General features: G+C 69.1%; 22 protein-coding genes. 3 read left to right on the top strand and 19 right to left on the bottom strand.

What is annotated here, in order from left to right; all coding sequences use genetic code 11:
* Positions 1 to 12: 12 nt before the first annotated feature.
* Complete coding sequence (locus ACFVJX_RS15485) at positions 13 to 1,059, bottom strand: multicopper oxidase domain-containing protein (protein WP_384127349.1); 1,047 nt, start codon at positions 1,057 to 1,059, stop codon at positions 13 to 15.
* Between the two features lie 261 nt (positions 1,060 to 1,320).
* On the opposite strand from ACFVJX_RS15485, the gene ACFVJX_RS15480 reads away from it, so the two are divergent.
* Positions 1,321 to 3,810, top strand: a complete 2,490-nt coding sequence (locus ACFVJX_RS15480) for a ThuA domain-containing protein (RefSeq protein ID WP_384127350.1) — start codon at positions 1,321 to 1,323, stop codon at positions 3,808 to 3,810.
* Positions 3,807 to 6,044: an OmpL47-type beta-barrel domain-containing protein gene (locus tag ACFVJX_RS15475; protein ID WP_384127351.1), complete on the top strand. Its 2,238-nt coding sequence runs from the start codon at positions 3,807 to 3,809 to the stop codon at positions 6,042 to 6,044. Before ACFVJX_RS15480 ends, ACFVJX_RS15475 begins: the two co-directional genes overlap by 4 nt.
* A 21-nt stretch (positions 6,045 to 6,065) precedes the next feature.
* On the opposite strand, the gene ACFVJX_RS15470 is transcribed toward ACFVJX_RS15475, so the two are convergent.
* Together ACFVJX_RS15470 and ligD are read right to left on the bottom strand one after the other, a co-directional pair.
* Positions 6,066 to 7,151 carry an ABC transporter permease gene (locus ACFVJX_RS15470; RefSeq protein ID WP_384127353.1) on the bottom strand — a complete coding sequence of 362 codons (1,086 nt, stop codon included), beginning with the start codon at positions 7,149 to 7,151 and terminating at the stop codon, positions 6,066 to 6,068.
* Complete coding sequence (gene ligD / locus ACFVJX_RS15465; protein ID WP_384127412.1) at positions 7,148 to 8,158, bottom strand: non-homologous end-joining DNA ligase; 1,011 nt, start codon at positions 8,156 to 8,158, stop codon at positions 7,148 to 7,150. Before ligD ends, ACFVJX_RS15470 begins: the two co-directional genes overlap by 4 nt.
* Positions 8,159 to 8,255: 97 nt before the next feature.
* On the opposite strand from ligD, the gene ACFVJX_RS15460 reads away from it, so the two are divergent.
* Complete coding sequence (locus ACFVJX_RS15460; RefSeq protein ID WP_384127354.1) at positions 8,256 to 9,320, top strand: ATP-dependent DNA ligase; 1,065 nt, start codon at positions 8,256 to 8,258, stop codon at positions 9,318 to 9,320.
* Positions 9,321 to 9,332: 12 nt separating this feature from the next.
* Here the strand turns inward: ACFVJX_RS15460 and ACFVJX_RS15455 are convergent, their stop codons facing one another.
* The 16 genes from ACFVJX_RS15455 to ACFVJX_RS15380 all read right to left on the bottom strand — a co-directional run bounded on the left by ACFVJX_RS15455 (position 9,333) and on the right by ACFVJX_RS15380 (position 25,631).
* A complete protein-coding gene (locus ACFVJX_RS15455) occupies positions 9,333 to 10,565 on the bottom strand; it encodes a lytic transglycosylase domain-containing protein (protein ID WP_384127355.1) in 1,233 nt (410 codons plus the stop codon).
* A gap of 22 nt (positions 10,566 to 10,587) precedes the next feature.
* Complete coding sequence (locus tag ACFVJX_RS15450) at positions 10,588 to 11,328, bottom strand: hypothetical protein (protein ID WP_384127356.1); 741 nt, start codon at positions 11,326 to 11,328, stop codon at positions 10,588 to 10,590.
* Positions 11,329 to 11,377: 49 nt separating this feature from the next.
* Positions 11,378 to 11,908 (bottom strand): hypothetical protein, encoded by a 531-nt coding sequence (locus ACFVJX_RS15445; RefSeq protein WP_384127358.1) that lies wholly within the window; start codon positions 11,906 to 11,908, stop codon positions 11,378 to 11,380.
* 58 nt (positions 11,909 to 11,966) lie between these two features.
* Positions 11,967 to 12,590 carry a hypothetical protein gene (locus tag ACFVJX_RS15440; protein ID WP_384127359.1) on the bottom strand — a complete coding sequence of 208 codons (624 nt, stop codon included), beginning with the start codon at positions 12,588 to 12,590 and terminating at the stop codon, positions 11,967 to 11,969.
* Entirely contained in the window at positions 12,587 to 13,108 is a 522-nt protein-coding gene (locus ACFVJX_RS15435) for a hypothetical protein (protein WP_384127361.1), read from the bottom strand. The genes ACFVJX_RS15440 and ACFVJX_RS15435 overlap by 4 nt, the downstream gene beginning before the upstream one ends.
* Complete coding sequence (locus ACFVJX_RS15430; RefSeq protein ID WP_384127362.1) at positions 13,105 to 14,370, bottom strand: MCE family protein; 1,266 nt, start codon at positions 14,368 to 14,370, stop codon at positions 13,105 to 13,107. The genes ACFVJX_RS15435 and ACFVJX_RS15430 overlap by 4 nt, the downstream gene beginning before the upstream one ends.
* The gene (locus ACFVJX_RS15425; protein ID WP_384127363.1) at positions 14,367 to 15,527 is read right to left on the bottom strand and encodes an MCE family protein; all 1,161 of its coding nucleotides are present in this window, start codon (positions 15,525 to 15,527) and stop codon (positions 14,367 to 14,369) included. Before ACFVJX_RS15425 ends, ACFVJX_RS15430 begins: the two co-directional genes overlap by 4 nt.
* Positions 15,524 to 16,633 (bottom strand): MCE family protein, encoded by a 1,110-nt coding sequence (locus tag ACFVJX_RS15420; RefSeq protein WP_384127365.1) that lies wholly within the window; start codon positions 16,631 to 16,633, stop codon positions 15,524 to 15,526. Before ACFVJX_RS15420 ends, ACFVJX_RS15425 begins: the two co-directional genes overlap by 4 nt.
* A gap of 1 nt (position 16,634) precedes the next feature.
* Positions 16,635 to 17,654, bottom strand: a complete 1,020-nt coding sequence (locus tag ACFVJX_RS15415; RefSeq protein ID WP_384127366.1) for an MCE family protein — start codon at positions 17,652 to 17,654, stop codon at positions 16,635 to 16,637.
* Positions 17,651 to 18,682 (bottom strand): MCE family protein, encoded by a 1,032-nt coding sequence (locus ACFVJX_RS15410; RefSeq protein WP_384127367.1) that lies wholly within the window; start codon positions 18,680 to 18,682, stop codon positions 17,651 to 17,653. The genes ACFVJX_RS15415 and ACFVJX_RS15410 overlap by 4 nt, the downstream gene beginning before the upstream one ends.
* On the bottom strand, positions 18,679 to 19,992 hold the full coding sequence (locus ACFVJX_RS15405; RefSeq protein ID WP_384127369.1) for an MCE family protein: 1,314 nt from the start codon (positions 19,990 to 19,992) through the stop codon (positions 18,679 to 18,681). The genes ACFVJX_RS15410 and ACFVJX_RS15405 overlap by 4 nt, the downstream gene beginning before the upstream one ends.
* Entirely contained in the window at positions 19,992 to 20,795 is an 804-nt protein-coding gene (locus ACFVJX_RS15400) for an MlaE family ABC transporter permease (RefSeq protein WP_384127371.1), read from the bottom strand. The genes ACFVJX_RS15405 and ACFVJX_RS15400 overlap by 1 nt, the downstream gene beginning before the upstream one ends.
* Before the next feature lie 3 nt (positions 20,796 to 20,798).
* Positions 20,799 to 21,647 (bottom strand): MlaE family ABC transporter permease, encoded by an 849-nt coding sequence (locus ACFVJX_RS15395; protein ID WP_384127373.1) that lies wholly within the window; start codon positions 21,645 to 21,647, stop codon positions 20,799 to 20,801.
* Positions 21,644 to 22,639 (bottom strand): ABC transporter ATP-binding protein, encoded by a 996-nt coding sequence (locus ACFVJX_RS15390; RefSeq protein ID WP_384127375.1) that lies wholly within the window; start codon positions 22,637 to 22,639, stop codon positions 21,644 to 21,646. Before ACFVJX_RS15390 ends, ACFVJX_RS15395 begins: the two co-directional genes overlap by 4 nt.
* Before the next feature lie 579 nt (positions 22,640 to 23,218).
* Positions 23,219 to 24,175, bottom strand: a complete 957-nt coding sequence (locus tag ACFVJX_RS15385; protein ID WP_384127376.1) for a hypothetical protein — start codon at positions 24,173 to 24,175, stop codon at positions 23,219 to 23,221.
* Between the two features lie 82 nt (positions 24,176 to 24,257).
* Positions 24,258 to 25,631 carry a DUF6801 domain-containing protein gene (locus ACFVJX_RS15380; RefSeq protein WP_384127377.1) on the bottom strand — a complete coding sequence of 458 codons (1,374 nt, stop codon included), beginning with the start codon at positions 25,629 to 25,631 and terminating at the stop codon, positions 24,258 to 24,260.
* Between the last annotated feature and the right edge of the window lie 89 nt (positions 25,632 to 25,720).

Genomic DNA, 25,720 nt, shown 5'->3' with positions numbered 1-25,720 from the left:
GGGCGCTCCGGGTCAATCCTGGTGGCCCTCGTGCGCCGCACTCCTGCCGGCCTTCCCGGCGTCGGACTTCTCCGCCTCCGGGGTCTTCGCGCCGTGCGACGACATGGCGTGCCCGTCGTGTCCGGGCACCGTCCCGTCGGCCTTGGCGACGAGCAGCATGCCGGCCATGCCCATGTCGGAATGGCTCTGCACGTGGCAGTGGTACATCCACGCGCCCGCGCCGACGTGTTCGCCCGCGATGACCTGGAAGCCGAACGAGTCCGCCGGTCCGACGATCTTCGTGTCGATGACCCTGCTGGGGTCGTCGGGGCCGGTGAGCAGGCCCGTTCGGTTGTCCGCCCAGCGGTGACCGTGGACGTGGAAGGTGTGGTAGTACTCGCCGTGCGTGATCATGACGACTTCGAGCCGGTCCCCCACCGTGGCCTCGAAGTCGGGGCTCTTGTCGGCGGGTTTGTTGTTGATCAGCATGTCGTTGAAGACGATCGTGATCGTCTTGTCGGGCAGGATGTCGCCCTTGCGCCGGACGATCACCGGCCCGTAGAGCCCCTTGCGGATGCCGACCGTGCCGTGGTCCGTACCGACGACGTGGTCGTGGTAGTGCCAGTAACCCGCGCTGCCCGGCTGCCAGGTGCCGTCCTTGCGCCGGCCCGGGGCGTGGGTACGCCAGGTGTACGTGCGGGTGGCGCCCGGTTCGACGATGCTCTTGTTCATCCGGGTGCCGTCGCTCGCGATGTCGTAGTCGACGCCGTGCGCGTGGAGGCTGGCCGCCACATCCATCGTGTTCTCGAACTCGATGTGCAGGGTGTCGCCCTCGTTGATCTCGATGAGCGGGCCCGGGATCGAGGCCTTGCCCTTCTCGAAGCCGTATCCCATCGAGCCGTCCGCCAACTTCTCCGCGTACATCTTGAGATGGCGGACCACACCTCCCGCCGGCGCCGTCCGGGGCGGGTTCTCGGCCGAGGTCGCCTCGATCGCGCCGAGGGACAACGATGTCACGCCGGTCGCTGCCGCCACCCCGCCGCCCATCAGAATCCGCCGGTTGAAGCTCCTGCGATCCATGTCGAACTCCCCACTTTCAGACGGGTGTTGCGGAGTAAACCAAGACAACTACGGCACGCGGCGCGGAGGTACGCAGGTCACGGTGGTCGACGCCGACGGGCACGGAGGCCTCAGGGACGGGCCATACCGTAGCCCGGGGATCTTCGTTTATCCACACTAAGGACAAAGTTCGTTTCATTGCTGCCATAGCTATTGGCGAGTCGCGAAAAGAGGTCTAGCTTCATGCGCTGTTGCAGTGACCAAAGAGGGGTGGGTGACCACATGCAGCGCACACCACATCACAGGTCCAGATCGCGACGCGGACTTGCGGCGGCCGTGGCGGCCGGCGCACTGACCGCATCCCTGCTCGGCGGCAATGCCGCCAGTGCCAGGCCGTATCCCGGACCCGAGGAGTCCATGGCGACAACGTTGTCCCTGCCGTCGCCGCCCGGCGGTGCCGACGTGAAGGTACTGGTCTTCCATGCCTCCGCGTCCGAGGAGTCGCCGACGGTCGACGCCGGAATCGCGGCGATCGAGAAGATCGGGCTCACCGGCCCGGACGCGGGCCGCTTCAAGACAGTGGCCAGCGACGACCCTGCCGTCTTCACCAACGGAAAGAAGCTCGGCACGTACAACGCCGTCGTCTTCCTGACGGGCGGCGGCGATGTCCTGGATCCGGAGCAGGAAGCCGGTCTGGAGGCGTACATGGAGGCCGGTGGCGGCTTCCTCGGCATTCACGACGCGGCGCGCACCGAGCCGTACTCGGACTGGTTCACCGGCCTGGTCGGTGCCCGTCCGGCGGCCGACAGCCCCACCTCCGTACAGCGTGCGACGGTGGAGATCGGTGACCGGCAGCACCCGGCCACCAAGAACCTCCCGCTGGAGTGGAAGCGCCCCGACAAGTGGCTGAACTGGACGGAGAATCCGTCCGGCGACGTGCACACGGTGGCGCGCGTGCGGGAGATCACCTACAAGCCGGGGGCGAGCGCCAACGGCTGGGACCACCCGGTCTCCTGGTGCCGTGACTACGACGGCGGACGGTCCTTCTACACCGCGATGGGCGGTACGGTCGACAGCTTCGCCGAGGCCGACTTCCGTGACCACCTGCGGGGTGCGCTCGACTGGACGACCCGGATCTCGCAGGCCGACTGCAAGGCGACGATCACCTCCAACTACAAGGCGGAGCGCGTCACCCAGCCCAACCAGCCCGGCAAGAACGACCAGATCGGTGAACCGCACGGACTGGTGACCGCCCCCGACGGACGTGTGCTGTACATCGGCCGCGGCGGCGCCGACAGCAGTGTGCCGGTCGTGACCGACTGGGCCGACCCGAACGTCGGCAAGGGCCTGGGCCAGATCCACGTCTACGACCCGAAGACCAAGAAGGTCACCCTCGCCGGAGAGCTGACGGTGTTCGGCAACAAGGGCGGCGGCGACGAGCTGGTCAAGGTCGAGGAGGGTCTGCTCGGCATCGAGCTCGACCCGGACTTCGAGAAGAACGGCTGGGTGTACCTGCACTACACACCCCACGACAAGATCGACCGCGACAAGCAGATGGCGGTCCGTCAGGTCTCCCGGTTCACCATGGACCTGGCCACCAACAAGCTGGACCTCTCCTCCGAGAAGGTGCTGCTGCACTGGCCGGTCCAGATCCACAGCTGCTGCCACGCGGGCGGCGGCATGGCCTGGGACTCCAAGGGCAACCTGTACGTCGCGGCCGGGGACAACAACTCCTCGCAGTTCAGCGACGGTTACTCGGGCAACAACCCGGAGCCGAACTACAAGGGCGTCTCGTTCGCCGATGCCAGGCGGACCGCGGGCAACACGAACAACCTCAACGGCAAGATCCTTCGGATCCACCCGGAGGACGACGGCACGTACACCCTGCCCGAGGGCAATCTCTTCACCGGCAAGGAGACGGACGAGGGCGGCGGCAAGACCCGCGGCGAGATCTATGTGATGGGGGTGCGCAACCCGGCGAGGATCTCGATCGACAAGTCGACCGACACGCTGTACGCGGGCTGGGTCGGCCCCGACGCGGGCGAGCCGAGCACCACCTGGGGTCCGGCCAAGTACGACACGTTCGCCGCGATCACCCAGGCGGGCAACCGCGGCTGGCCGTACTGCATGGGCAACAAGCAGCCCTACCGGGACCGCAATCTGCCCGATCCGAGCAAGCCGCTCGGCTGGTACGACTGCGACCACCCCAAGAACGAGTCGCCCAACAACGACGGCCTGGTGAACCTGCCGCCGGTCACCGCCAACAACATCTGGTACTCGCCGCAGGGCGGTGGCGTGGACTACCCGCGCGACGAGAACGGCATCCCGAGCTACAAGGTGGAGGACCAGAAGGAGCTCCTGCCCTGGCTCAAGGGCGGCGGCCAGGCCACGATGAACGGCCCGGTCTACCGGTACGACGCGAAGGCCGGAGCCGACAAGTGGCCCTCGTACTGGGACGGCAAGTGGTTCGTCGGTGACTTCTACGACGACACCCAGCCCAGGCACGCCGTGCTCACCGACCCGAAGACGGTCGGCAAGGGCGGACTGCCCACGCACGCCGAGTCCCTCAAGGAGATCATCCCGGTCGGCGCGGACGGCATCCGCAACCTGATGGACTGGAAGTTCGCCCCGGACGGTTCGCTGTACGTCCTGGACTACGGGCGCGGCTTCTTCACCTCGGACTCCAAGTCCGCCCTGTGGCGCGTGACGTACAAGGGCGGCGCAGCGACCCCGGCCGTCAAGGACCTGGCCAGGAAGGCGGCAGTGCAGTGAGACACCGTTCGATCTTCTTCCGAAGGCGGTCGCGGCCGGCCCGGCTGTGGCTCGCGCTGCTGGGATCGTTCCTGATGGTGCTGGGGCTGACGTCGACCGCGGCCTACGGCCGTACGGCGGCCCCGGCCGACGCGGCGGCCGACCAGGTGCTCACCTGGACGGCGGGCAACCCGATCGACCACTACCTCTCCGCACCCGAGACGGCGGTGGCCGGCAAGGCGACCATCGTCTTCGAGAACAGTGAGGGCACCGGGAACAACACCGGGATGCCGCACACGCTGACCTTCAGCGTCTCGGACCCGGAGTTCAACAACGACGTACCGCTGAATCTGCTGGCCAACCCGGGCGACGACAAGGGCGGGAAGCAGACGGCGGAGGTCACCCTCACCCCCGGCCGGTACTTCTACCACTGCACCATGCCGGGGCACGAGGCCATGCAGGGCATCCTGACCGTGACCGACGGGGGCGGCGGTGAGGACACCACCGCACCCGAGACCTCGGCGAAGGTCGACGGCGACAAGAACGCGGACGGCGCCTACATCGGCCAGGCCACCGTGACCGTCGCCGCCACCGACGAGGGTTCGGGCGTCGACACCGTCGAGTACGCGGTCGGGGCCGACGGCGCCTGGCAGCCGTACAGCGCGCCGGTCGTCGTGGACGAGGTCGGGGCGCACACCATCCGCTACCGCGCCACCGACAAGGCGGGCAACGCCGCCGCCGAGAAGACGGCGGAGTTCACCGTCGCAGCACCGCCGACGGACGACACGACGGCGCCGGAGACCTCGGCGACCGTCTCCGGTGAGAAGGACGACCAGGGCCAGTACCTGGGCATGGCTACGGTCACCGTGACCGCATCCGACTCCGGGTCCGGCGTCAACACCATCGAGTACGCGGTCGGGGCCGACGGCGCCTGGCAGGCGTACACCGGTCCGGTGATGGTGCACGAGGTGGGGGCGCAGAAGATCCGCTACCGCGCCACCGACAAGGCGGGCAACGCCGCCGCCGAGAAGGCGGTGGAGTTCACCGTCGTCGAGCCGCCGGCCGAGGACACGACGCCGCCCGAGACCTCCGCGAAGGTCGCGGGCGACAAGAACTCCGACGGCGCCTACCTGACCAGCGCCAAGGTGACGGTCACCGCGACCGACGCCGAGTCCGGGGTGGACAAGATCGAGTACTCCCTCGACGGCGGCCCCTACCTGGCCTACGACGCCACGGTCATCATCGACCGGGTCGGCTACCACACCGTCGCCCACCGGGCCACGGACAAGGCGGGCAACACCTCCGAGGCCGGGCAGGTGTCGTTCACCGTCGCGCAGAGCGGCGGCGTACCGGCGCCGAACTGCCCGGAGTTCGACGAGCGGCTCACCGTCATCGTGGGCACCGTCGACACCGGGGTCCCCAACCGGATCACCGGTAACCGCTGCACGATCAACGAGCTGATCGAGGACGAGAAGGACTGGTCCTCGCACGCGCTGTTCCTCAAGCACGTGGACAAGGTTCTCGATCAGCTGTTCACCGCCGGTGTGGTCGACGCCCGCGAGCAGAAGAAGATCTACAAGGCCGCCAAGCAGTCGGGTATCGGCGAGCCGGGCCAGAACGAGGGCTACCGCAAGCTCTTCGACGGCACGGCCGCCTCGCTCGCCAAGTGGCAGCAGGTGGGCGGCGGACAGTTCGCACTGAACGAGGAGGAGGGCTCGATCACCAGCTCCACCACGGTGGACGGCATGGGGATGCTCTGGTTCCCGGGCCGGCAGTACGGCGACTTCTCGCTGAAGCTCCAGTGGCGGGACGACGCCCCCGCCGCGGGCAACGCCAACGGCGGTGTGTTCGTGCGCTTCCCGAACGTCCACGACAACCCGGAGGAGTCGAATCCGGAGTGGGTCGCCATCAAGTACGGCCATGAGATCCAGATCAACGACCGGCCGGACGGCGACATCTACAAGACGGGTTCCGTCTACGGATTCGACCGGGTCGGCCTCGCCGGCGCGGGAGTCACCCCCAAGGGCACCTGGAACGACTACGAGATCCGGGTGGTGGACCAGCACTACTCGATCTACCGCAACGGTGTCCTGCTGAACGAGTTCGACAACAACGGCGGTCAGCTCTTCGAGCCGCCGCGGGACGACGACCCGGGCACCGACGGCCGGCGGTACGCCTCCGGCTACATCGGGCTCCAGGTCCACAGCACCTCGGACGTGGTCTCCTACCGGGACGTCCGGATCAAGGAGCTGTAACCCCGGGCGTCCGGGACCTGTTCAGCCGGCCGCGGCCGCATGCTCCGGCATGTGGTCGCGGCCTCCCGGGTGCCGGTGGCGCCACACCCAGAAGACGGTGATGGAGACCAGCGACCAGGCAGCGAGCACCAGGAACGGGAAGATCCGCTGGTGCCCCTGGTAGTAGACGGCGGTGTGCTGGGCGTTGACGGAGGCACCGGGCGGCAGCCAGCGTCCGATGTGCCCGAGCAGCGACGGCAGCAGCGGCCAGGACACGGCCCCGCCCGAGGACGGGTTCCCCAGGAGCACCATCACGCCCCAGGTCGGCAGCATGGCCCAACGCCCGATCAGGGTGTTGAACATGGTGAAGACCATGCCGGACGTGAACATCGTGAACGCCAGGATCAGCCACGACTCGACGAACGGGAGATCGACGGCGCCCAGCCACCAGTCCACCACCGCGGCGATGGAGAACGCGCCGAGCAGCGAGTAGGCGATCGTGAACGCGATCCGTTCCAGCGGGATCAGGGACCGGGCGTGCACGCTGAGCTGGATGGATCCCACGAAGCCGACGATGACCGCGGCGAGCGAGATGTAGAAGAGCGCGAGTCCGCGCGGATCGCCCTTCTGGAGCGGTTTGACGTCCCTGAGGGAGACCGGGATGTCGAGCTTCTCCCCGACCTTCACCGCCGATTCGCCCAGCAGCTGGGCGACGGCGGCCCCGGAGGCACTGGCCACGTCGAGCGAGACCCCGGCGCTGCCGGACCGCACGATCGCGAAGACCTCCTGGTTCTCCAGTGCCTCACGGGCCTTGCCGGGGGTGGTGAAGACGTGGATGACCAAGGAGGCGTCCAGGGCCTTGTCCATCGCGGCGACGAACTCCTTGCCGCGGGCCGTGTCCGGCTCGCTGACCACGGCGGCCGGGATGCGGTGCGGGGTCGGATTGGCCATCGCGTACGTGTAGGAGCCGGCGAAGAGGCCGGCGGCGGCCGCGAGGATGAACAGCAGTACCGTCGCCGGGAAGTAGGGCGACTCCTTGTACGCCACCCACTTCTGTCTCCGGCTCAGCGGCCGGCCGTGTGCTCCGTGCGGCGGGGCGGGGTCCGGGCCGGTGCCGGGCTCGCTCATCCCTCACCGCCCTCGTCGTGCCGGGCGCGGCTGGGCTGGACCCGCTTGGGTTCGCCCGGCATCTTCGGGTACTCCGGCGGATAGGGCATGTCGCCGGGGCCGCCGTCGTCCTCGTGCCGGTCGGCGAGTTCGAGCAGGGCGTCGAGCCGGAAGGCCTCCTGGTCCATGTCGGCGTGCACATCGCCCTGTTCCGCGTACCGCTTCGGCATGGTCCGGATGTCGAAGTCGCGGGGTTCGGCGTCCTCGATCTCCTCCCAGCGCAGCGGGGCCGACACCGGGGCGTGCGGGAAGGGGCGTACCGAGTAGGCGGAGGCGATCGTCCGGTCCCGGGCGGTCTGGTTGTAGTCGACGAAGATCCGCTCGCCGCGCTCCTCCTTCCACCAGGCGGTGGTCACCCGGTCGGGCATCCGGCTCTCCAGCTCGCGTCCCACCGCGATGGCCGCCCGCCGGACCTCGGTGAACGTCCAGCGCGGCTCGATGGGGACGAAGACGTGGATGCCGCGGCCGCCGGAGGTCTTGGGCCAGCCGCGCAGCCCGTGCTCGTCCAGGACGGAGCGCAGCTCGACGGCGGCCCGGACCGCGTCGGCGTAGTCGGTGCCGGGCTGCGGGTCGAGGTCGATGCGCAGCTCGTCGGGGTGTTCGGTGTCCCCGCCGCGCACCGGCCACGGATGGAAGGTGAGTGTGCCGAGGTTGGCCGCCCAGATGACGGCTGCCACCTCGGTCGGGCACATCTCGCGGGCGGAGCGACCGCTCGGGAAGGAGATCTCGGCTGTGGGGATCCACTCGGGAAGGTTCTTCGGGGCGCGCTTCTGGTAGAAGAACTCGCCCTCGACACCGTCCACGAACCGCTGGAGCGTGGTGGGCCTGTTGCGCAGGGCGCGGATGATTCCCGGGCCCACGGCCAGGAAGTACTCGGCCACGTCCCGCTTGGTGTACCCCTTCTCCGGGAAGTATGTCTTGTCCGGGTTGGACAGCCGTACACCCCGTCCTGCCGCGTCCAGCTCCACCGCTTTGCCCGCTGCTGCCATGTCGCACACGGTAGGCCGGGCACACATATGCCGCATATCGGAGGACTCCGCTCGCCGTACGGTTCACAATCGGGGCATGGACCTGCCGGTGATGCCGCCCGTGAAGCCGATGCTCGCGAAGTCCGTGAAACGGATCCCGCCGGGCATGCAGTACGAGGCCAAATGGGACGGCTTCCGGGCGATCGTGCACCGGGACGGAGACGAGGTGGTGATCGGCAGCCGCACCGGGAAGCCGCTCACCCGCTACTTCCCCGAGCTGGTCGCGGCGCTCCGGGAGAATCTCCCGCCGCGCTGTGTCGTCGACGGCGAGCTCGTGGTCGCGTACGACGGCCGGCTCGACTTCGACCGGCTCAGCGAGCGCATCCATCCGGCCGACTCCCGGGTCAGGCTGCTGGCCGAGCGGACCCCGGCCGCCCTGGTCGCCTTCGACCTCCTGGCGCTGGGCGACGACTCGCTCATGGACACCCCGCAGGCGGACCGGCGCAGGGTGCTGGAGGCGGCGCTCGCCGATGCCTCGGCCCCCGTACATCTGGCACCGGCGACGACGGATCCGGACGTGGCCCGGGAGTGGTTCGAACAGTACGAGGGGGCGGGCCTAGACGGCCTCGTCGCCAAACCCCTCGATCTGCCGTACCGGCCGGACGCCCGGGTGATGTACAAGATCAAGCACGAGCGGACCGCCGACTGCGTCGTGGCCGGATACCGCTTCCACAAGAGCGGCCCGGTCGTCGGCTCGCTGCTGCTCGGCCTGTACGACACCGAGGGCGCCCTCCAGCATGTGGGGGTGTGCGCGGCCTTCACCATGCGGCGTCGCGCGGAGCTCGTCACCGAGCTCGAACCCCTGCTCACCGATGTCTCGGATCATCCGTGGGGCGCCTGGGCGGATGCCGAGGCGCACGAGCGGGCCCGGCTGCCCGGTGCACCGAGCAGGTGGTCCGGGAAGAAGGACATGTCATGGGTGCCGGTGCGCCCGGAGCGGGTCTGCGAGGTGGCGTACGACCACATGGAGGGTGACAGGTTCCGGCACACGGCCCAGTTCCGCCGCTGGCGGCCGGACCGCACCCCGGCCGGCTGCACCTACGCGCAGCTGGAGGAAGTGGTGCGGTACGACCTGGCCGAGGTGCTGTCCGGGGGCGGCTGACCGGGCCCCGGGTCAGTCGGCGGCCGGCGGGAGCGAGGGCGTGGTGCAGGGTTCGCCGGTCGGGCTCGGATCGGGTGACGGCGACTCGGTGGCCCCGGTGGTGTCGCTCGGGTCCGGCGAGGGGGAGTCCGTCGTGCAGCCCGGGTCGGGCTTCGAGGTGGTCGGGTCCGGGTCCGGGGTGGTGGTCGGGTCGGGGCTGTCGCCGGGATCGGGGGTGGCGGATCCGCTGTCGCTCGGCTCGGGTGAGGGGCCGGGGCCGGTGGGATCACCGGGGCCCGGCGTGCCCGGCCCGCCGGGCGAGGGCTCAGGTGTGCCCGGCGTCGTCGGCGTGCCGGTGTGGCCGGGCTGCGGGCCTACCTCGATGCCGCCGCCGCCCTTGTCGCTGCCGGGCCCGCCCACGGGGTGCTTCGGCTCGTTCGGGCTGCCCGCGCCGGGGCTCTCCGGCACGGGTCCCTCGCCGTCGCCGACCGGGTGGGTGCCCTTGCGGTAGAACTCCAGCCAGGACAGCACGGTGCGCAGATACGTGTCCGAGTGGTTGTAGCTGAGGATCGCCCGGTCGAGATCGGCCCGGACCGTCAGATCCCGCGACCCGGCGCACAGGTACGCCCCGGCCGCCAGTGCCGCGTCGTAGACGTTGCTCGGGTCGCTGCGGCCGTCCCCGTTGCCGTCCCTCCCCCAGTGCGCCCAGGTCGACGGGATGAACTGCATCGGGCCGACGGCCCGGTCATATGTCTTGTCCCCGTCGTACGCCCCGCCGTCGGTGTCCGGGATGTCGGCGAACCCCGCGCCGTTGAGCACCGGTCCCAGGATGGGCGAGAGCGTCGTGCCGTGCGCGTCTACCCGGCCGCCGCCCGCGTGTCCGGACTCGACCTTGCCGATGGCTGCCAGCAGCTGCCACGGCAGACCGCAGCCCGGGTCGCTGCGGCCCAGCGTGCTCTGCGCCTTGCGGTAGGCGGCGAGCACGGTGGCCGGAATGCCCGCCTCGGCCCACGAAGCGGCGACGGCCGGGCTCCGTTCGACGCCCGGCTTCGGAGGCTCCGGGCTTTTCAGCGGCGGCAGTTCGGTGTGGTAGGAGTCGTCGTTCGGTACCTCCGACCACGTGACCTCGTCGGTCTCCTGGCGCTGCTGGGGCGGTTCCTGCTTCGCGACGAGTCCCGGTGCCTGGGACGCGGTGAGCGCTGCCATCGCGGCGACGGCGGCCGCGGTGCCGCCGAGCCCGCGGCGCATGGTGCCGTTGAACCTCATGCGTGCTCTCCTCTTCCCCGGGTCACCGGGTGAACGTGTCGATGGCTGAGATCCGCCAGGTGCCGCCCCTGCGGACCGCGTCCACGGCGAACATGGCCGCCGCGTACGTCGTCTCCTGCGACTTGCCGGTACGCGTGTTGCTCTGGTCGGCGAAGATCAGCAGGTGGGCGCGGTCACCGTCCAGCAGTTCCACCCCGCTCCCGGTGACGGTGGTGGTGAGGACGAGCTTCTCCTTGGGCGCCTGCGCCCGTACGTCGGCGAGCATGTCCTTGTGCTGCTGGACGGCCTTGCCCACCAGGTAGTTCTTCACCGCGGCGTCGGCCTTGGCCGGCGAGGCGTAGTTGTACGAGAACACCGCCCCCACCGCCTCGGTGATCTGCCCCTTGACCTCGCTGGTACGGCTGATGTCGGTGAGTGCGGTGTTCTGCCGGCCGGGCTCGTCACGCAGGCTGCCGGCGGAGGTGAACGCCCAGGCGGCGAAGGCGCCGAGAAGTACGGTCAGGGCGCAGAGGACGGCGGGCAGCCTGATCCGGAGGACGGGCGGCCGCCGCGCGGCCCGTGGTTCCTCCGCCTCCTCCCCCGCCCCGGGCTCGTCCTCGGCATCGGCATCGGCGCCTGTGCCTGTGCCGCTGTCCGTGTCGGGCTCGTCGGCTGCGGCGACGGTGCTGCTGCGGCGCGGGGTGGCCGTCGTGGCGGTACGCTCCGCCGCGGCGACGGTGGCCAGACGGCGCTGACGGTTGACGAGGTGTCGGGTGGTCGACATGTCCGGGGGTCCTCTCGGTGCGGGGGTGGGAGTCGGTGGCCTCGGAGCCTCAGCCGGCCGTGTTGCCGACGGGTGCCTGGCCGAGGGCGCTGAGCTTCCACCCTTCGGAGGTACGGGTGAGCTGCCCGAGCATCCGGCTCTCCTTCACCGCGGGTTTGCCCTTCGGCGCCGTCACGGTCACCCGCAGCGCCACCATGACCCCGGCCTTGCCGGCCCGGTCGTCCAGCTCCGTGACCGCGCCGGACAGCACCTGGGCCGTGCTGACGGTCTTCGCCTCCTTGATCTGCTTCACGAACGCGCCCCGCCCGTCGATGAGTTGCTGGTGCAGGTCGCCGGTGGTGGAGTCCTCCCAGCTGTCCAGCCCCTTGTCCAGCTTCTGGTGGTCCAGCGTGTTCATGTTCTGCACGGCCTGCTCACCGGCGGCCAGTGCGTCGTCGCGGGTCCGTGCGTACGCCGCGGAGCCGTCGTGGGATGCCTGGTAGCGGGACACTCCGCCCCAGCCCGCCGCGCCGGCCGCCGCGACCGTCAGCACGATCGCCGCCGCCACCAGCGGATTCCTCGTCGTCCGTACCCGTGCCATTGCTGTCTCTCCCCTGCCGCCGGCTCTGTGCTGTGTCTCGGTACTGCTGGCTGTCTGGCTACCTGGAGGTGATCTCGACGATCGTCCAGCGCCCGTCGCGCAGTCGGGCGGTGACGGAGAGCTGGGCCGCCGCCGTGCTGGCGGCCTTGCCCTTGCGTTCGTAGACCTGGTCGAGGAAGACGAGCAGGTGGGCGCTGTCCTTGGTCAGCCGGGTGACTCCGGCCCGCACCACATGGGTGGTGAGGGTCAGCTTCTGGTCGGCCGCCTGCTTCTCCACCTGGCCGAACAGTGCCGCGTACTGCTGGAGCGCCTTGCCCGCCAGCAGTTGCTTCGCGGACTCCTTGGTGACAGCGGTGGCTGAGGGGCTGTAGGAGAAGACCTTGCCGAGCGCGTTGGTGACGTCCCCCGCGACCCTGGTGGTCGCCGCGCTGTCGGTGAGCGCCGCATTGGATGTCGCGGGGGTGTCGCGCAGCTGACGGCCCATGACGAACAGTCCGCCACCGGCCACGAGCAGCGCGAAGGCCAGTGCGCCCGCCGCCCAGCGCAGCGTGCGGCGGCCCGCTCCGGATGCGGGAGCCTCCCCTGCCGGTTCGTCCGTACCGGGCTCTTCCTCGGGCGCCCCGACGTACTCCTCCACATCCGTCCCGGTGGTCACGACCGCCGCCCCTCCCTGCCGCCTCATGTGCCGCTCCCGACCGGTATCGCCGTCAGCGCCTTGATCTTCCAGCTGTCCGGGGTCCGGGCGAGGGTGGCCTCGAAACGCTTGCGCTCGGTGCCGCCCTTGCCGGTGCGCGGAGTGACCCGGACGTCGACGGTCGCGATGAGCTGCGCGGTGCCGGACCGCTCGTCGAGCGCTGTGAGCGCCGCGTCGGTGACCGTTCCCTTCGCCGTGGAACCTGACTTGGTCAGCTCGCTCGCGTCCTTGGTCCGGGTGCGCCCGAGCTGTTCGTGCAGTGGGCCGGTCGAGGAGCCGAGCCATGCGCCGAGGCCCGCGTCCACGCTCTCGGCGTTCCTGCCGTCCAGGCTGTTGAGCCGGGCGAGGTGCCGCTTGCCGTCGGCCAGCGCGGTGTCCCGGCTCTTGGCGTAGGCGAGGTCGTCGTCACCGCGTGCCTGGGCGTACGACCAGCCCCCGAGTGCGCAGATCAGTGCGGCGACGAGCAGTGCGGCCCAGCCGCCCAGCGTTCTCGTACGGGATGTCATGAGCCGCCTTTCCGGCCGAGTCCCAGCAGTCCGGCCATTCCGTCGGCGGCCGGGGCGGTGTCGCCCGTGACGCCGAGGGCTCCGGGAAGCCGGTCCGTCTTCGTGCCGTCGCCCAGGAGCATCGAGCCGGGCTTGGCCGGCGGGGGCAGCGCCCCGCCCTTCGGTGCGTTCGCGCTGCCCCGGACGTTGATGCCGGTTCCGGGCGACGAGGTGCAGCGGGCCTTGGTGTTGAGTGCGGGTCCGGCCGTGACGTCGAGCCCGTTTCGGTAGGTCGTGCCGCTGTAGCCCGAGGTGCAGGGCAGTGGCTCGAAGAAGGTGACGGACATACCGAACCGGGCGCCGTTCTCGTCCACGGCACTGGCACCGGCAGCGGCCACCGCCGGGAGCTTGACCAGCAGTTCCTCAAGGCCGCGCTGCCGGGTGACGGCGACGTCGGAGGTGGTGAGGAGGTTGGCGACGACGACACCGAAGCTCGGGTCGAGGTCCCGCAGGAGTCCGCTGATCTGCCCGGTCGCGTCGGGGGCGGCCGCGATCAGCTTCCGCAGGTCGGTGTCGGATCCCTTGAGTTCGGCGGCCAGTTCCTTCGCCCCGGACGCGAAGCCCTTGAGCGCGTCGCCCTGTTCGGCCTGGGTACGCAGCACGGTCTCGCCGTCGGCCATCAGCCGGGTGGTGACGGGGAGTGCGTCGTCGGCCGCCCGGACGAAGTCGCTGCCGGAGTCCAGCAGCACCTGGAGGTCGTCCCCGCGTCCCTCGAAGGCGGTGCCGAATTCGTCGACGACGGTACGCAGGGACTCCAGGTCGACGGAGCCGGCGAGGTCGTCGACGCTGGTGAGTACGTCGGTGACGGGGGCCGGAACGGTGGTGTCGACCTGGTCGATGACGGAGCCGTTCGCCAGGTACGGGCCGTCGGTGCGGCTCGGCCGCAGATCGACGTACTGCTCGCCGACCGAGGAGAGGTTGGCGACGACGGCCTTCAGCGCGTCCGGGATGGGCGGGGCGTCCTTCTCGATGCGCAGTTCGGCCTCCACCCCGTCGTCGGTGAGCTCGATGGGACCGACCCGGCCCACGGACACGCCCCGGTAGGTGACGTTGGAGTGGGTGAACAGGCCACCGGTCTGCGGGAGCTGGATCTTGACGGTGTAGTAGCTGCGCATGCCGACGTAGTGGCCGAGGTCGGCGTAGCGCACCCCCAGGTAGCCGAGGACGAGCACCGCGATGATCAGGAAGGCGATGTTCTTGAGCCGGACGGCCAGGGTGATCATCGGTTGCTCCCTTCCGTTCCGGAGGTGGTGACCGAGGGAAGGGGCAGCGGCAGTGCGGCGGCGGAGTTCCGGGCGTTGCCGCCCGGGACGGCCGCGGGCGTACCGCCCGACGACAGGATCGGCGGGATGATCTGGGTGCCGGGCAACGCCGTCACATCCAGGTAGACGTTGAGGTAGTCGCCCTTGACCCCGTTGAGGACCTCGTCCGTGAACGGGTAGGTCATCAGCACCTGGAGGGAGTCCGGCAGGTCCTGGCCCGAGTCGGCGAGGGCCTGGAGGGTGGGGCCGAGTGCCTTGAGGTCGGCGACCATGTCGTCCTTGCTCCTGTTCACCGTGTCGACGGCGACGGTGGAGAGCGTGTCGAGCGAGCGCAGCATGGTGAGCAGCGATCCGCGCTGCTTCTCCAGGACCTTCATTCCGGGGCTGAGCCCGGTGAGGACCGTGCCGACGTCCTGTTTACGGGTGGCGAGGGTGGCGGAGAGCCGGTTGACCCCGTCGAGGGCGTCGGTGATGTCCTCCTTGTGGCCGTCCAGGTTCGTGACGAGGGTGTTGACCCGGCCGAGCATGGAGCGGACCTGGGGTTCCTGTCCGGCGAGCGCCTTGTTGAGCTCGGTGGTGATGGTCTTGAGCTGGTTGATGCCGCCGCCGTTGAGGAGCATCGACAGCGCACCGAACACCTCCTCGACCTCCGGGTTCCGGTTGGTCCGGGCCAGCGGGATGCGGTCCCCGTCGGCGAGGGCGCCCTTGGCGGTCCCGGAGGCGGGGGGCGAGAGCTGGATGTACTTCTCGCCGAGCAGGCTGGACTGTTCCAGGTGTGCGTAGGCGTTCGCGGGGAGTCTGATCCTCCCGTTGACCCGCATGGTCACTCTGGCGTTCCAACTGCCCGGGGCCAGCGAGATCTTGGTGACGCGGCCGACGGCCACGTCGTTGACCTTCACCGAGGACTGCGGGGCGAGGCTGAGTACGTCCCCGAACTCGGCGGTGATCTCGTAGGGGTGGTCGCCGAGGTCCGCCCCGCCGGGCAGCGGCACCTGGTCGATGCCGCTGAACGAGGGCAGGTCGACGGTGGTGGCCACCAGGGCCAGGCCGACGGCCACCGCGAGTACGGCGGCGACTCCGGTCGTCCGGGCGCCGGGTCTGCGCAGGACGCGGCTCATCGCTTCGCCCCCTTCTTCTGCGTGGCGGTCTTCTCGGGGGTGCCGTAGACCGTGCCCACGGCGGGCAGCGGCAGTGCGGGCAGGGCCTTCTGGCGGGCGGTGTCCACGGGTGAGAGGCCGGCGGGCGTGGAATCGGTGAGCGGTCCGCCCATGGAGAGTTCGTTGAGGTTGGTGCGGCCGTTGAGCGTGCGGTTCAACGGGTCGTAGGCCTTGATCACGTTGTCCGCGGCGAGCGGCAGGGTGTCCATCGCCTCGGCGAGCGAGGCACGCTGGTCGACCAGGGCCTGGGTGATCGGCACCAGGGCGTCCACGTTCGCCTTCAGGGCGCCGCGGTTCTTCTTGATGAAGGTCTTGACCTGGCCGAGGGCCGTGCCGAGTTCCTTCAGGGCCGCGCCGAGGTTCTTCTTGTCGTCGGCGAGGAATCCGGTGACCGAGTCGAGCTGTTGTTCGGCCTCGCGGACGTTGCCGTCGTTCTCCTTCAGCATGGTCGTGAAGGTCTGCAGGTAGGACAGGGTGTCGAAGAGGTTCCCGCTGCTCTTGTCGAGGGTCTTCGTCGCCTTGCCGAACTGTTCGATGGAGTTCCCGATGGCCTTTCCGTTGCCGTCCAGGTTCTTGGCGCCGGTGTCCAGGAGCCGGGCCAGCGCACCGTCGGAGTTGGCACCGTCGGGGCCGAGCGCGGTGGAGAGTTCGGTGATCGAGGCGTACAGCTGGTCGACCTCGACCGGGGTCGCGTTGTGCGAGGCGGGCAGTTCGGCCTCGTCCGCGAGTACCGGCCCCCCGTCGTACGCGGGGGCGAGCTGGACGTACCGGTCGGCGACCAGGCTCGGGGCGACGACCACGGCGTGCGCGTCCTTGGGCACCTTGACGCCCTTGTCGACGCGGAGCCTGACCTTGACCTCCTTCCCCGTGGGCCGGACCGATTCGACCGTGCCGACCTTCACTCCGAGGATCCGCAGGTCGGATCCGGCGTACACGCCGGTGGCCTGGTCGAAGTAGGCGGTGACGGTCGTCCTGCCCTCGTCGTCCAGGGCCATCACCCCGGAGGTGGCCGCGACGGCCACGACGGCGAGTCCGGCACCGATGCCGACGATGCGCGTGAGTCTCATGTCAGCGGCCGCCTTGCTGCTTGGGTGGCATGCAGCCGGTCGCCGGGGGCGTGCCGGCCGGGAGGTAGTCCTTGGGGACGACTCCGCAGACGTAGTTGTCGAGCCAGCGGCCGTTGCCGAGTGTGTTGCCGACGAGCCGGTTGTAGGAGCCGGAGAGCGCCAGCACCTTGTCGAGGCTCTTGCGGTTCTTCACCAGGACGGCTGTGACCCTGCCGAGCGAGTCCAGGGTCGGCTTCAGCTGCTTGTTGTTGTCCGCGACCAGGCCGGTGAGCTGGGTACCGAGGTCGCGGGTGCCGGTGAGCAGCAGATGGATGGAGTCGCGGCGGGCCTGGATCTCGCCGAGGAGCAGGTTTCCGTCCTCCAGCAGGGTTTCGAAACTGCTCTTCTTGTTGGCGAGGGTCCGGGTCAGCTGCTTGCTGCCCTTGAGGAGCGTGGCCAGCTGGGCGTCCCGCTGGGAGACGGTCCTGGAGAGTGCGGAGAGACCGTCGGCGGCGCTCTTCACGTCCGGCGGCGAGTCCTTGAAGGTGGCGGAGATCGTCTCGAAGCTCTTGGCGAGCTGTTCGGTGTCGATGTCGCCGATGGTCTCGCCGAGTCCGTTGAACGCCTGGGTGACGTCGTAGGGGGAGGTGGTGCGGCTCGCGGTGATGCGCCGGTCCGGGTCCTGGGGGCCGGTGCCGAGCGGGTCGACGGCGAGGTACTTGTCGCCGAGCAGTGTCTTGATGGCGATGCCCACGGTGGAGGAGTTGCCGATCCAGGCGTCCTTGACCCGGAAACTGACCTTCACCTGGGCTCCGTCGAGCGAGACACCGGTGACCTCGCCGACCTTGACGCCGGCGATCCGTACCTCGTCGCCGTCCTCGAGCCCGGCGGATTCGGTGAAGTCGGCGGTGTAGGTGGTTCCGCCCCCGATGAAGGGCAGCGAGTCGGCGCGGTAGGCGCCGAAGCCGATGAGGGCCAGGACGAGGAGTCCGGCGATGCCGATGGCGACGGGACTGCGTTCCCGCAGGGGTCTGATTCTCATGCCAGGCACCTCGGCTGGGTGATCGCGATGCCGGTGGGCGGCGTGCTGCCGTCCTCGGTCGTCACACCGCTGACCTTGGCTTCGCAGAGGTAGAGGTTGAGCCAGGATCCGTACGAGGCGAGCCGGCTGATCGCCTCCATCTTGGCGGGGGTCTTCTTGAGGAAGTTCTCGATCTGCGGGGTCCCCTTGCCCAACTGGTCCGACAGGCGCCCGAGTTGCTTGATGTCGTTCTTGAGTGGCTTACGTCCGTCCTGGAGCAGGTCGGCCGTGACGGTGGTGAGCGCGCCCATCGCGGTGACCGCCTGCCCGAGCGGTTTGCGGTCTCCGGAGAAACCGGTGACGAGCTTCTGGAGCGTGTCGACGAGGTCGTTGAAGCCGGCCTCCCGGTCGTTCACGGTCTTCAGCACCGTGTTGAGGTTCTTGATCACCTCACCGATCACCTTGTCCTTGGCCGCGACCGTGGTGGTCAGTGAGCCGACGTGGCGGAGGATGCTGTCGACGGTGCCGCCCTCGCCCTGGAGCACCTGGACGATGGAGCCGGCCAGCTGGTTCACATCGGGCGGGGACAGCCCTTCGAACAGCGGCTGGAAGCCGTTGAAGAGCTGGGTGAGATCGAGCGCGGGCGTGGTGCGCGAGAGCGGGATGGTCGCTCCGGCGGCGAAGCTCCTGCCGACCGGTCCCGCGCCCTGGTCGAGGTCGACGTAGCGCTGGCCGACCATGTTGAGGTACTTGATCGAGGCGGTCACCGAGGCGGGCAGGCTGCGCCCCTTGCGGACGGCGAAGCCGACCTCGGCAAGGCGCCTGTCCACGACCTCGATGGACTCGACCTGCCCGACCTTGACGCCGGCGATCCGTACGCTGTCGCCGACGATCAGTCCGGTGGCGTCCGTGAACCTCGCCCTGTACGTGGTGGTTTCGCCGACGCCGGTGTTGGCGATGGAGAGCCCGAGGACGGTGGTGGCCAGGACGGTCACCACGATGAAGACGATCGATTTCGCGAGCGGTCCCGCGAGGGAGCGGCGCTTCACTTGAGCTTCACCTCCGCACCGCGGAAGGCCGGACCGATGAGCACGCTGCTCCAGTCGGGCAGGGTCTGCGGCTGGACTTTCAGTGAGGGAGCGACCAGTTCGTTGACGAGCCGGCTCTCCTGCGGGGAGTTGGGCATGCCCAGGGAGGCGTCCGTGGCCTTGGCTCCGGTGTCGCTCCGCCGGTCCGCGGACGCCTTGTCGGCGGGGGCGGGTGATCCGGCCGCACGTCCGTCGGCCGTCGGCGCGGTCGTGCCGACGTACGGCACGGAGTAGCAGTGCGGCCCCCCGGTCGCGTCATAGACCGGGGTGTCCTTGCCGGCCACGTACTTCCCCCTGGATTCGACGGACTTGAGGGTCACGTGCAGGCCGGGCTGTCCGGTGCCCTTTCCGAGTGCCTTGTCCATGGCCGGGACGAATCCGGCGACCGTCCGCAGGGTGCAGGGGAACTCGGCGGAGTACTTCGCGAGGAGTTCCAGCGTCGGTCTGCCGGTGGCGGAGAGCCGGATCAGGTTGTCCTTGTTCTCCTGGAGGAAGGAGGTGAGGTCCTGCGCGGAGGCGGTCGTGGAGCCGTAGAGGTCGGCGAGCTCCGCCTGCTGGTCGGCGATGGTGCCGCTGGTGGTGGTGAAGTCGGTGAGGGCGTCCAGGACGTCGGGGGCCGCGTCCCCGTACACCCTGCTCACCTTGACGAGCTGCTTGATATCGGCGTTGAGCGTGGGGAGTTGGGGGTTGAACTTCGCCAGGTGCGCGTCGAGGGTGACGAGCGTGTCGCCGAGCTTCTCGCCGCGCCCGCGCAGTGCCTGGGAGACCGCGTTGAGGGTGGCGGAGAGCTTCTCCGGCTTCACCGCCGTCAGCAGCGGCAGGACGTTGTCGAGGACCTCTTCCAGTTCGATGGCGTTGCTGGAGCGGTCCTGCGGGATGACGGCTCCGGCACGCAGCGTCTGCGCGGAGGGGACGGACGGCGGTACGAGCGCCACGAACCGTTCGCCGAAGAGTGTGGTCGGCAGCATCTGGGCGGTGACGTCGGCCGGGATCCGGTCGAGCTCGTCGGGCTTGATCGCCAGGGTGAGCCGGGCGCCCCGGCCGTCGGCCTCGATGTGCCGGACCTGTCCGACGACGACTCCGCGCAGCTTGACATCGGCGTTGTCGTGCATTTCGTTGCCGACACTGCCGGTCCGTACGGTCACGGTGGCGTCGTCGGTGAAGTCCTTGTTGTACACGGCGACCGACACCCAGATGAGCAGGACGGGCACGAGCAGGAAGGCCACTCCGGAGAGTCTGCGGCGGGTGGACTGCGTGGTCCGGGTCTGCATCAGCCGGCCACCTTCACCGTCGTCGTGGCGCCCCAGATCGCGAGCGAGAGGAAGAAGTCGGTGACGCTGATCAGCACGATCGCGTTGCGCACGGACCGGCCGACCGCCACTCCCACCCCGGCGGGCCCACCCGTGGCGTGGAAGCCGTAGTAGCAGTGGGCGAGGATCACCATCACGCTGAAGATCAGCACTTTGAGCACCGACAGCAGCACGTCCTGCGGGGACAGGAAGAGGTTGAAGTAGTGGTCGTAGGTGCCGGCCGACTGCCCGTTGAACAGGACGGTGACGTAGCGGGAGGAGACGTACGAGGAGAGCAGCCCGATCGCGTACAGCGGGATGATGGCGACGACCCCGGCGATGATGCGGGTGGTGACGAGGTAGGGCATGGACCGCACGCCCATCGCCTCCAGGCCGTCGATCTCCTCGTTGATGCGCATGGCGCCGAGCTGGGCGGTGAAGCCCGCTCCGACGGTCGCGGAGAGCGCGAGCCCGGCGACGAGCGGGGCGATCTCACGGGTGTTGAAGTAGGCGGAGATGAAGCCGGTGAAGGCCGCGGTGCCGATCTGGTTGAGGGCCGCGTACCCCTGGAGGCCGACGACCGTGCCGGTGGCCAGGGTCATCGCGATCATCACGCCGATGGTGCCGCCGACGACCCCGAGGCCGCCGCTGCCGAAGGCGACTTCGGCCAGGAGGCGCTGGACCTCCTTGAGGTAGCGGCGCAGGGTCCTGGGGATCCAGACCAGTGCCCTTATGTAGAAGGTGAGTTGGTCGCCGGATCGGTCGAGCCAGCTGAGCATCGACATCGGTCAGCTCCCCTTCGCGGGGACGATCTGGAGATAGATCGCCGTGAGGATCATGTTCACGAAGAACAGCAGCATGAAGGTGATGACGACGGACTGGTTGACCGCGTCCCCGACCCCCTTCGGCCCGCCTCGCGGGTTCAGACCGCGGTAGGCGGCGACGATGCCCGCGATGAAGCCGAAGATCAGTGCCTTGATCTCGCTGATGTAGAGGTCGGGCAGCTGGGCGAGGGCGGAGAAGCTGGACAGGTAGGCGCCGGGGGTGCCGTGCTGGAGGATCACGTTGAAGAAGTAGCCGCCGAGCGTGCCGACGACGGAGACCAGCCCGTTGAGCAGGACGGCCACCAGCATGGTGGCCAGCACCCGCGGGACGACGAGCCGCTGGACGGGTGAGACGCCCATGACCTCCATCGCGTCGAGCTCCTCGCGGATCTTGCGCGATCCGAGGTCGGCGCAGATGGCCGATCCGGCGGCCCCGGAGACCAGCAGCGCCACGATGATCGGGCTGGCCTGCTGGATGACGGCGAGGACGCTGGCGCCGCCGGTGAACGACTGGGCGCCGAGCTGCTGGGTGAGGGAGCCGACCTGGAGGGCGATGACCGCGCCGAAGGGGATGGAGACGAGGGCGGCGGGGAGGATGGTGACGCTGGCGACGAACCAGAACTGCTCGATGAACTCCCGCACCTGGAAGGGCCGGCGGAAGGTCTCGCGGCATACCGTCCCGGCGAGGGTGAAGAGTCGGCCCGTCTCGCGCAGCGGGGCGAGCAGCCGGGTCGGACGTCTCTCCTCGGGCGTCTTCTCCGGCACCCGGTCCGCCGGCGGCTCGGGCGGCCGCACCGGCATGGGGGCGGTCACGGGCGTCCACCGCCCGCGGCCGGGCTGTAGCTGTTGAGGATGGCCGTGCGGGCGGCCTCCGGGAGCTGCCCCATCATCGACATGACCCGCTCCCGGCGGCGCAGCGCGCCCTGTCGCACGGGCAGGCCGGGCGACGGCTCGAGCTGCGGTACGACGGTGCGCGGCGCGTTCGCCGAACTGATGCCCTGTCCGTAGCCGTTGACCTCCTCGGCGGCGAGGGTGGCGGCGTCCTTCTCCTCGGACATCCCGATGGGCCCCTCGCGGCGGCCGGAGAGGAACTGGGAGACGACGGGCAGGTCGCTGGTCAGCAGCACCTCGCGCGGCCCGAAGGTGACGAGGTTGCGGCAGAAGAGCATGCCCATGTTGTCCGGGACGGTGGCCGCGATGTCGAGGTTGTGGGTGACGATCAGCATCGTCGCGTCGATCTGCGCGTTGAGGTCGATGAGCAGCTGGGAGATGTAGGCGGTGCGGACCGGGTCGAGCCCCGAGTCCGGCTCGTCGCAGAGGATGATCTGCGGGTCCAGGACGAGGGCACGGGCCAGGCCGGCACGCTTGCGCATACCGCCGGATATCTCACCCGGCAGTTTGTCCTCGGCGCCGAGGAGGCCGACGATGTCGATCCGCTCCATGACGATCCGGCGGATTTCCGATTCCTTCTTGCGGGTGTGCTCACGCAGGGGAAAGGCGATGTTGTCGAACAGGGACATCGACCCGAAGAGCGCGCCGTCCTGGAACATGAGACCGAAGAGCTTCCGGGTCTCCATGATCTTCCGCTCGGGGCTGTTCACCATGTCGACGCCGTTGATGAGCACCCGGCCCTGCTCGGGCTTGAGCAGACCGATGATGGATTTCAGGAAGACGGTCTTTCCGGTCCCGGAGGGACCGAGCATGACACTCACTTCGCCGGCGGGCAGGGTGAGGCTGACGTCCTGCCAGATGTTCTGCTTACCGAAGGATTTCGTAAGGCCTTCAACGACTACTTCGATTCCCATCGGCCCCCCTCGACTTGTCGGTGAACGAAGTCATCTGTCAGCGCTCCGGCTCTGAGAAATCCAATGGCGGCTCGTCACACATGCACCAGGAGGCGCACGTTATGTCCGCCGAATCCGCCAGGACAAGCTGTTGAACAGCGGAAATCGACGAACAGGATGCTCGATGTGGATCACTTGTCACCGAGTGACAAAGCCGTACGGCGGCCTTGTCGGAATCTGCGCAAGATCTCCGGCGTGCATGTCGGGTCCCCACCCCATGAGGCCGGGGCCATGAGACCCCGACAGCGGCAGAACCGCCCCTGGTCCTGGGACGCTACGGCTCGGTAACCTGCCTTCGCAATAGCGGTTCCTGAACTTTCTGCACGGTTGTTTTCGGCAGCGTTGTTTTTGTACGGAGGTGAGCAACGGCCCACGCGGGCTTGTCGCCGAGTGAGCCTTTTGGGAGCGACCGTCGCCCTCGCCGTACTCACTTCCGTATGGAACGGCGCATGAAGATGCCCGCTCCGCCCGGCAGATTTCCCGGACGGAGCGGGCGTCTTCATGCAACGGGGATTCGGCGCTGCCGGCTATTCCTGCCCGCTACTTCACCGCGGAGTGCCAGTACTGGGAAAGCACCTTGCCGGCGTCGGGAAGGACGGTCCCCGGGGCGGTGAGCGCCCCGCTGTACGTCGCGGCGTTGTTCAGTGTGAGGTGGTTGTTCCCGGAGGCGGACGGCAGACCCGTCTTCAGGTTCACCGCCCAGCTCAGGACTCCGCCCAGACCGCAGCCGGTGGCCTTCGGCACGGAGAACGTGGTGTCGCCCTGGTCGTTCCCGGTGAGCGCGAACCTCAGCATCGCGCCCTCGGTGGCGTTGGGCGTACCGTCACCGTCGAACCGCTGGATGGCGACGGCGGGAGCCGTGGTGTTCTGCGGACGCAGAATCACGGGGTCCGAAGCCGAACCGATGTAGCAGTTCGAGCCGAGGAGCGGGTTCTCCAGGTGAATCCGCACGGGCAGCTTCACGATCGGCTGCCCGGTCGTCAGCCCGGCCGGCAGATTGAACTCGGTGGGCGTACCGGCGGATTCCACCGTCGCCTTCACCTTGTTCAGGCTGACGTCGGTGATCTGCCGGCACACGGCGGTGACGACCGGGATGTCGCTGGGACACATGAGTCCGAGCAGCCCGCCGGGGATGGTCGTCGGCGCACCCACGAGCGATCCGCCGGCCGGCGGGATGACCTTGAACGTACCGGCGGCCGTGTCCTGGATGACACCGAACTGCATGTCGTTGGCGCCGGTGGTGGCCTCCGTACTGCCCAGCTTGATGGCGCCGCCTGGCGAGTACGAGGACACGCAGGACGCGACCAGGTCCTGGCCGTCCGCCGCGAGCATCGCGGGGTCGTCGACGGGGCAGCGGGAGAAGGGCGCCCAGTCCCCGTTGAGGTCCGCGGCGGCGACGGCAGCGGAGGCGGAAAGAGGGGTCAGCGGGATCGCGACCACCGCGGCGGCGCCGGCGGCGAGCAGGCCGGTGCGCCATCTCTTCGGGACAGCTCTCATTACTCCCTCAATTCATGATGGTGGGCCGAGCGGAACGGAATGACTCTTTTTCGGCGGAGAACGCGGCGGGACCGGAAGTGGTTCAGCGCTGCGGCCTGGGAACCTTCACCGGCTGGCTGTCCTCCGTGCACACGACCGGGTCGTGCTGCGCCGCGGCGCAGGGCGGCGCCTGGACCTGTTTCACGGCCCCGGGAACCCCCGATATGGAGGCGGTGAAGATGTCGTCCAGGTCCTCACCCACCCCGCACCCCGAGAACGGCGGCAGGGTGACCTGGCCGGTGAGGACGCCGCCGGTGACCAGTGTGTATCCGGTCTGGACACCGTCCTTGAGAACCATTTCCCCCCGCAGTGGCAGGGTGAACGGGCGCTCGGTACGGCAGTTGGCGCCGACATCCAGGGCGACGCCGTTGACCTTGACGTCATGCAGCCGCAGTTGGAGCTGGAGCTCGATGGTGGTCGTGCCCTCGCTGTTGCCGGGGCCGAGGATCTTCAGGTCGGAATGGATGTTGGGCGCCGGATTGCCGTCCGGACCGGCGGCCGGCGGGATCTGGGTCATCTCCAGGGTCGCGGTCGTCGGCATGAATCCGAAGGTCAGGAACGTACTTGTGGCGGGCGGCAGTTGTGGCTTGCCCCGATAGTCCAGGATCACCGTCGAATCCTGGATCAGGTGGACGAGACCGTCCTGGATGTTGATCACCGTCGCGCCCTGCTCGATCTGCGCGCACGCGACCGGGAACAGTGTGGCGCCCTTGAGCTTGGCGACGTTCGCATAGCCCGTGACATAGGCGTTCAGACTGAACTGGTCCTCCGGATCGCCCACGCAGGGCGGTGCCTCACCGTCCTGCAGGGTCGGCTTCGCAGGGGCGTCCCCCTTCGGCGTCGCCTCGTCACGACCGTTTCCGGTGCTCCCGGAGGTCTTGTCCTCACCGGTCCCGGAGGGTTCCGGGGAGGGCCATTCGGGGTCCCCGGCGATCCGGACCGCTCCGAGCGCCAGGTCCTGGTCCGGCTCCGGAGTACATGTCAGCTGTACGGCCGCCGGCTCGGCGGCCGGGTCGTCGGTCTTGGGAGAGGTCAGCAGGGCCGTCAGCCTCTGCGCCGTGAAGGTGAGATCGCCGGACGAACCCGCGGTCACCGACGGGACGTCACCGGAGGAGGCGAGCGCGAACTCCCCCGCCTCGGGAACGGCCACCGGGTCGTCGGAGGTTCCGATCCACACGCTCTCGGCCGTGTGGTCGCCCTGTGCCACACCCATGGTGAGCTGGGTCTCGACCTCGACGCCCGTCGCCCCGAAATCGGCCAGATCCGGGAGTCCGGTCTCGGGCAGCGTCAGCTCGGTGCTCACGTTCCTGAGCTGAACGGGCTTGTCGACCGCTCCCTCCTCCGGAACGGTCGCGGAGACGCGGACCGAGATCTTTTCGGTCCCGGAGGGAAAGTCGCAGCCGTAATACACGTCCATGCGAACGTCACGGTCACCGGCGGATGCCTGCGCACCGGGAATCATTCCGGCCATGAGGACCGCGGCCAGAACGGCTCCGCTCCGCGCCG

Source organism: Streptomyces sp. NPDC127177 (assembly GCF_042672475.1).
Classification (GTDB): domain Bacteria; phylum Actinomycetota; class Actinomycetes; order Streptomycetales; family Streptomycetaceae; genus Streptomyces.
This window is presented reverse-complemented; position numbering and strand designations above follow the sequence as displayed.

What these genes read in the sequence shown, in the direction of transcription:
- ACFVJX_RS15485 (WP_384127349.1), bottom strand. Translation starts at nt 1,059, where the DNA reads ATGGATCGCAGGAGCTTCAACCGGCGGATTCTGATGGGCGGCGGGGTG.
- ACFVJX_RS15480 (WP_384127350.1), top strand. Translation starts at nt 1,321, where the DNA reads ATGCAGCGCACACCACATCACAGGTCCAGATCGCGACGCGGACTTGCG.
- ACFVJX_RS15470 (WP_384127353.1), bottom strand. Translation starts at nt 7,151, where the DNA reads ATGAGCGAGCCCGGCACCGGCCCGGACCCCGCCCCGCCGCACGGAGCA.
- ACFVJX_RS15460 (WP_384127354.1), top strand. Translation starts at nt 8,256, where the DNA reads ATGGACCTGCCGGTGATGCCGCCCGTGAAGCCGATGCTCGCGAAGTCC.
- ACFVJX_RS15455 (WP_384127355.1), bottom strand. Translation starts at nt 10,565, where the DNA reads ATGAGGTTCAACGGCACCATGCGCCGCGGGCTCGGCGGCACCGCGGCC.
- ACFVJX_RS15450 (WP_384127356.1), bottom strand. Translation starts at nt 11,328, where the DNA reads ATGTCGACCACCCGACACCTCGTCAACCGTCAGCGCCGTCTGGCCACC.
- ACFVJX_RS15445 (WP_384127358.1), bottom strand. Translation starts at nt 11,908, where the DNA reads ATGGCACGGGTACGGACGACGAGGAATCCGCTGGTGGCGGCGGCGATC.
- ACFVJX_RS15440 (WP_384127359.1), bottom strand. Translation starts at nt 12,590, where the DNA reads ATGAGGCGGCAGGGAGGGGCGGCGGTCGTGACCACCGGGACGGATGTG.
- ACFVJX_RS15435 (WP_384127361.1), bottom strand. Translation starts at nt 13,108, where the DNA reads ATGACATCCCGTACGAGAACGCTGGGCGGCTGGGCCGCACTGCTCGTC.
- ACFVJX_RS15430 (WP_384127362.1), bottom strand. Translation starts at nt 14,370, where the DNA reads ATGATCACCCTGGCCGTCCGGCTCAAGAACATCGCCTTCCTGATCATC.
- ACFVJX_RS15425 (WP_384127363.1), bottom strand. Translation starts at nt 15,527, where the DNA reads ATGAGCCGCGTCCTGCGCAGACCCGGCGCCCGGACGACCGGAGTCGCC.
- ACFVJX_RS15420 (WP_384127365.1), bottom strand. Translation starts at nt 16,633, where the DNA reads ATGAGACTCACGCGCATCGTCGGCATCGGTGCCGGACTCGCCGTCGTG.
- ACFVJX_RS15415 (WP_384127366.1), bottom strand. Translation starts at nt 17,654, where the DNA reads ATGAGAATCAGACCCCTGCGGGAACGCAGTCCCGTCGCCATCGGCATC.
- ACFVJX_RS15405 (WP_384127369.1), bottom strand. Translation starts at nt 19,992, where the DNA reads ATGCAGACCCGGACCACGCAGTCCACCCGCCGCAGACTCTCCGGAGTG.
- ACFVJX_RS15400 (WP_384127371.1), bottom strand. Translation starts at nt 20,795, where the DNA reads ATGTCGATGCTCAGCTGGCTCGACCGATCCGGCGACCAACTCACCTTC.
- ACFVJX_RS15390 (WP_384127375.1), bottom strand. Translation starts at nt 22,639, where the DNA reads ATGGGAATCGAAGTAGTCGTTGAAGGCCTTACGAAATCCTTCGGTAAG.
- ACFVJX_RS15385 (WP_384127376.1), bottom strand. Translation starts at nt 24,175, where the DNA reads ATGAGAGCTGTCCCGAAGAGATGGCGCACCGGCCTGCTCGCCGCCGGC.
- ACFVJX_RS15380 (WP_384127377.1), bottom strand. Translation starts at nt 25,631, where the DNA reads ATGGACGTGTATTACGGCTGCGACTTTCCCTCCGGGACCGAAAAGATC.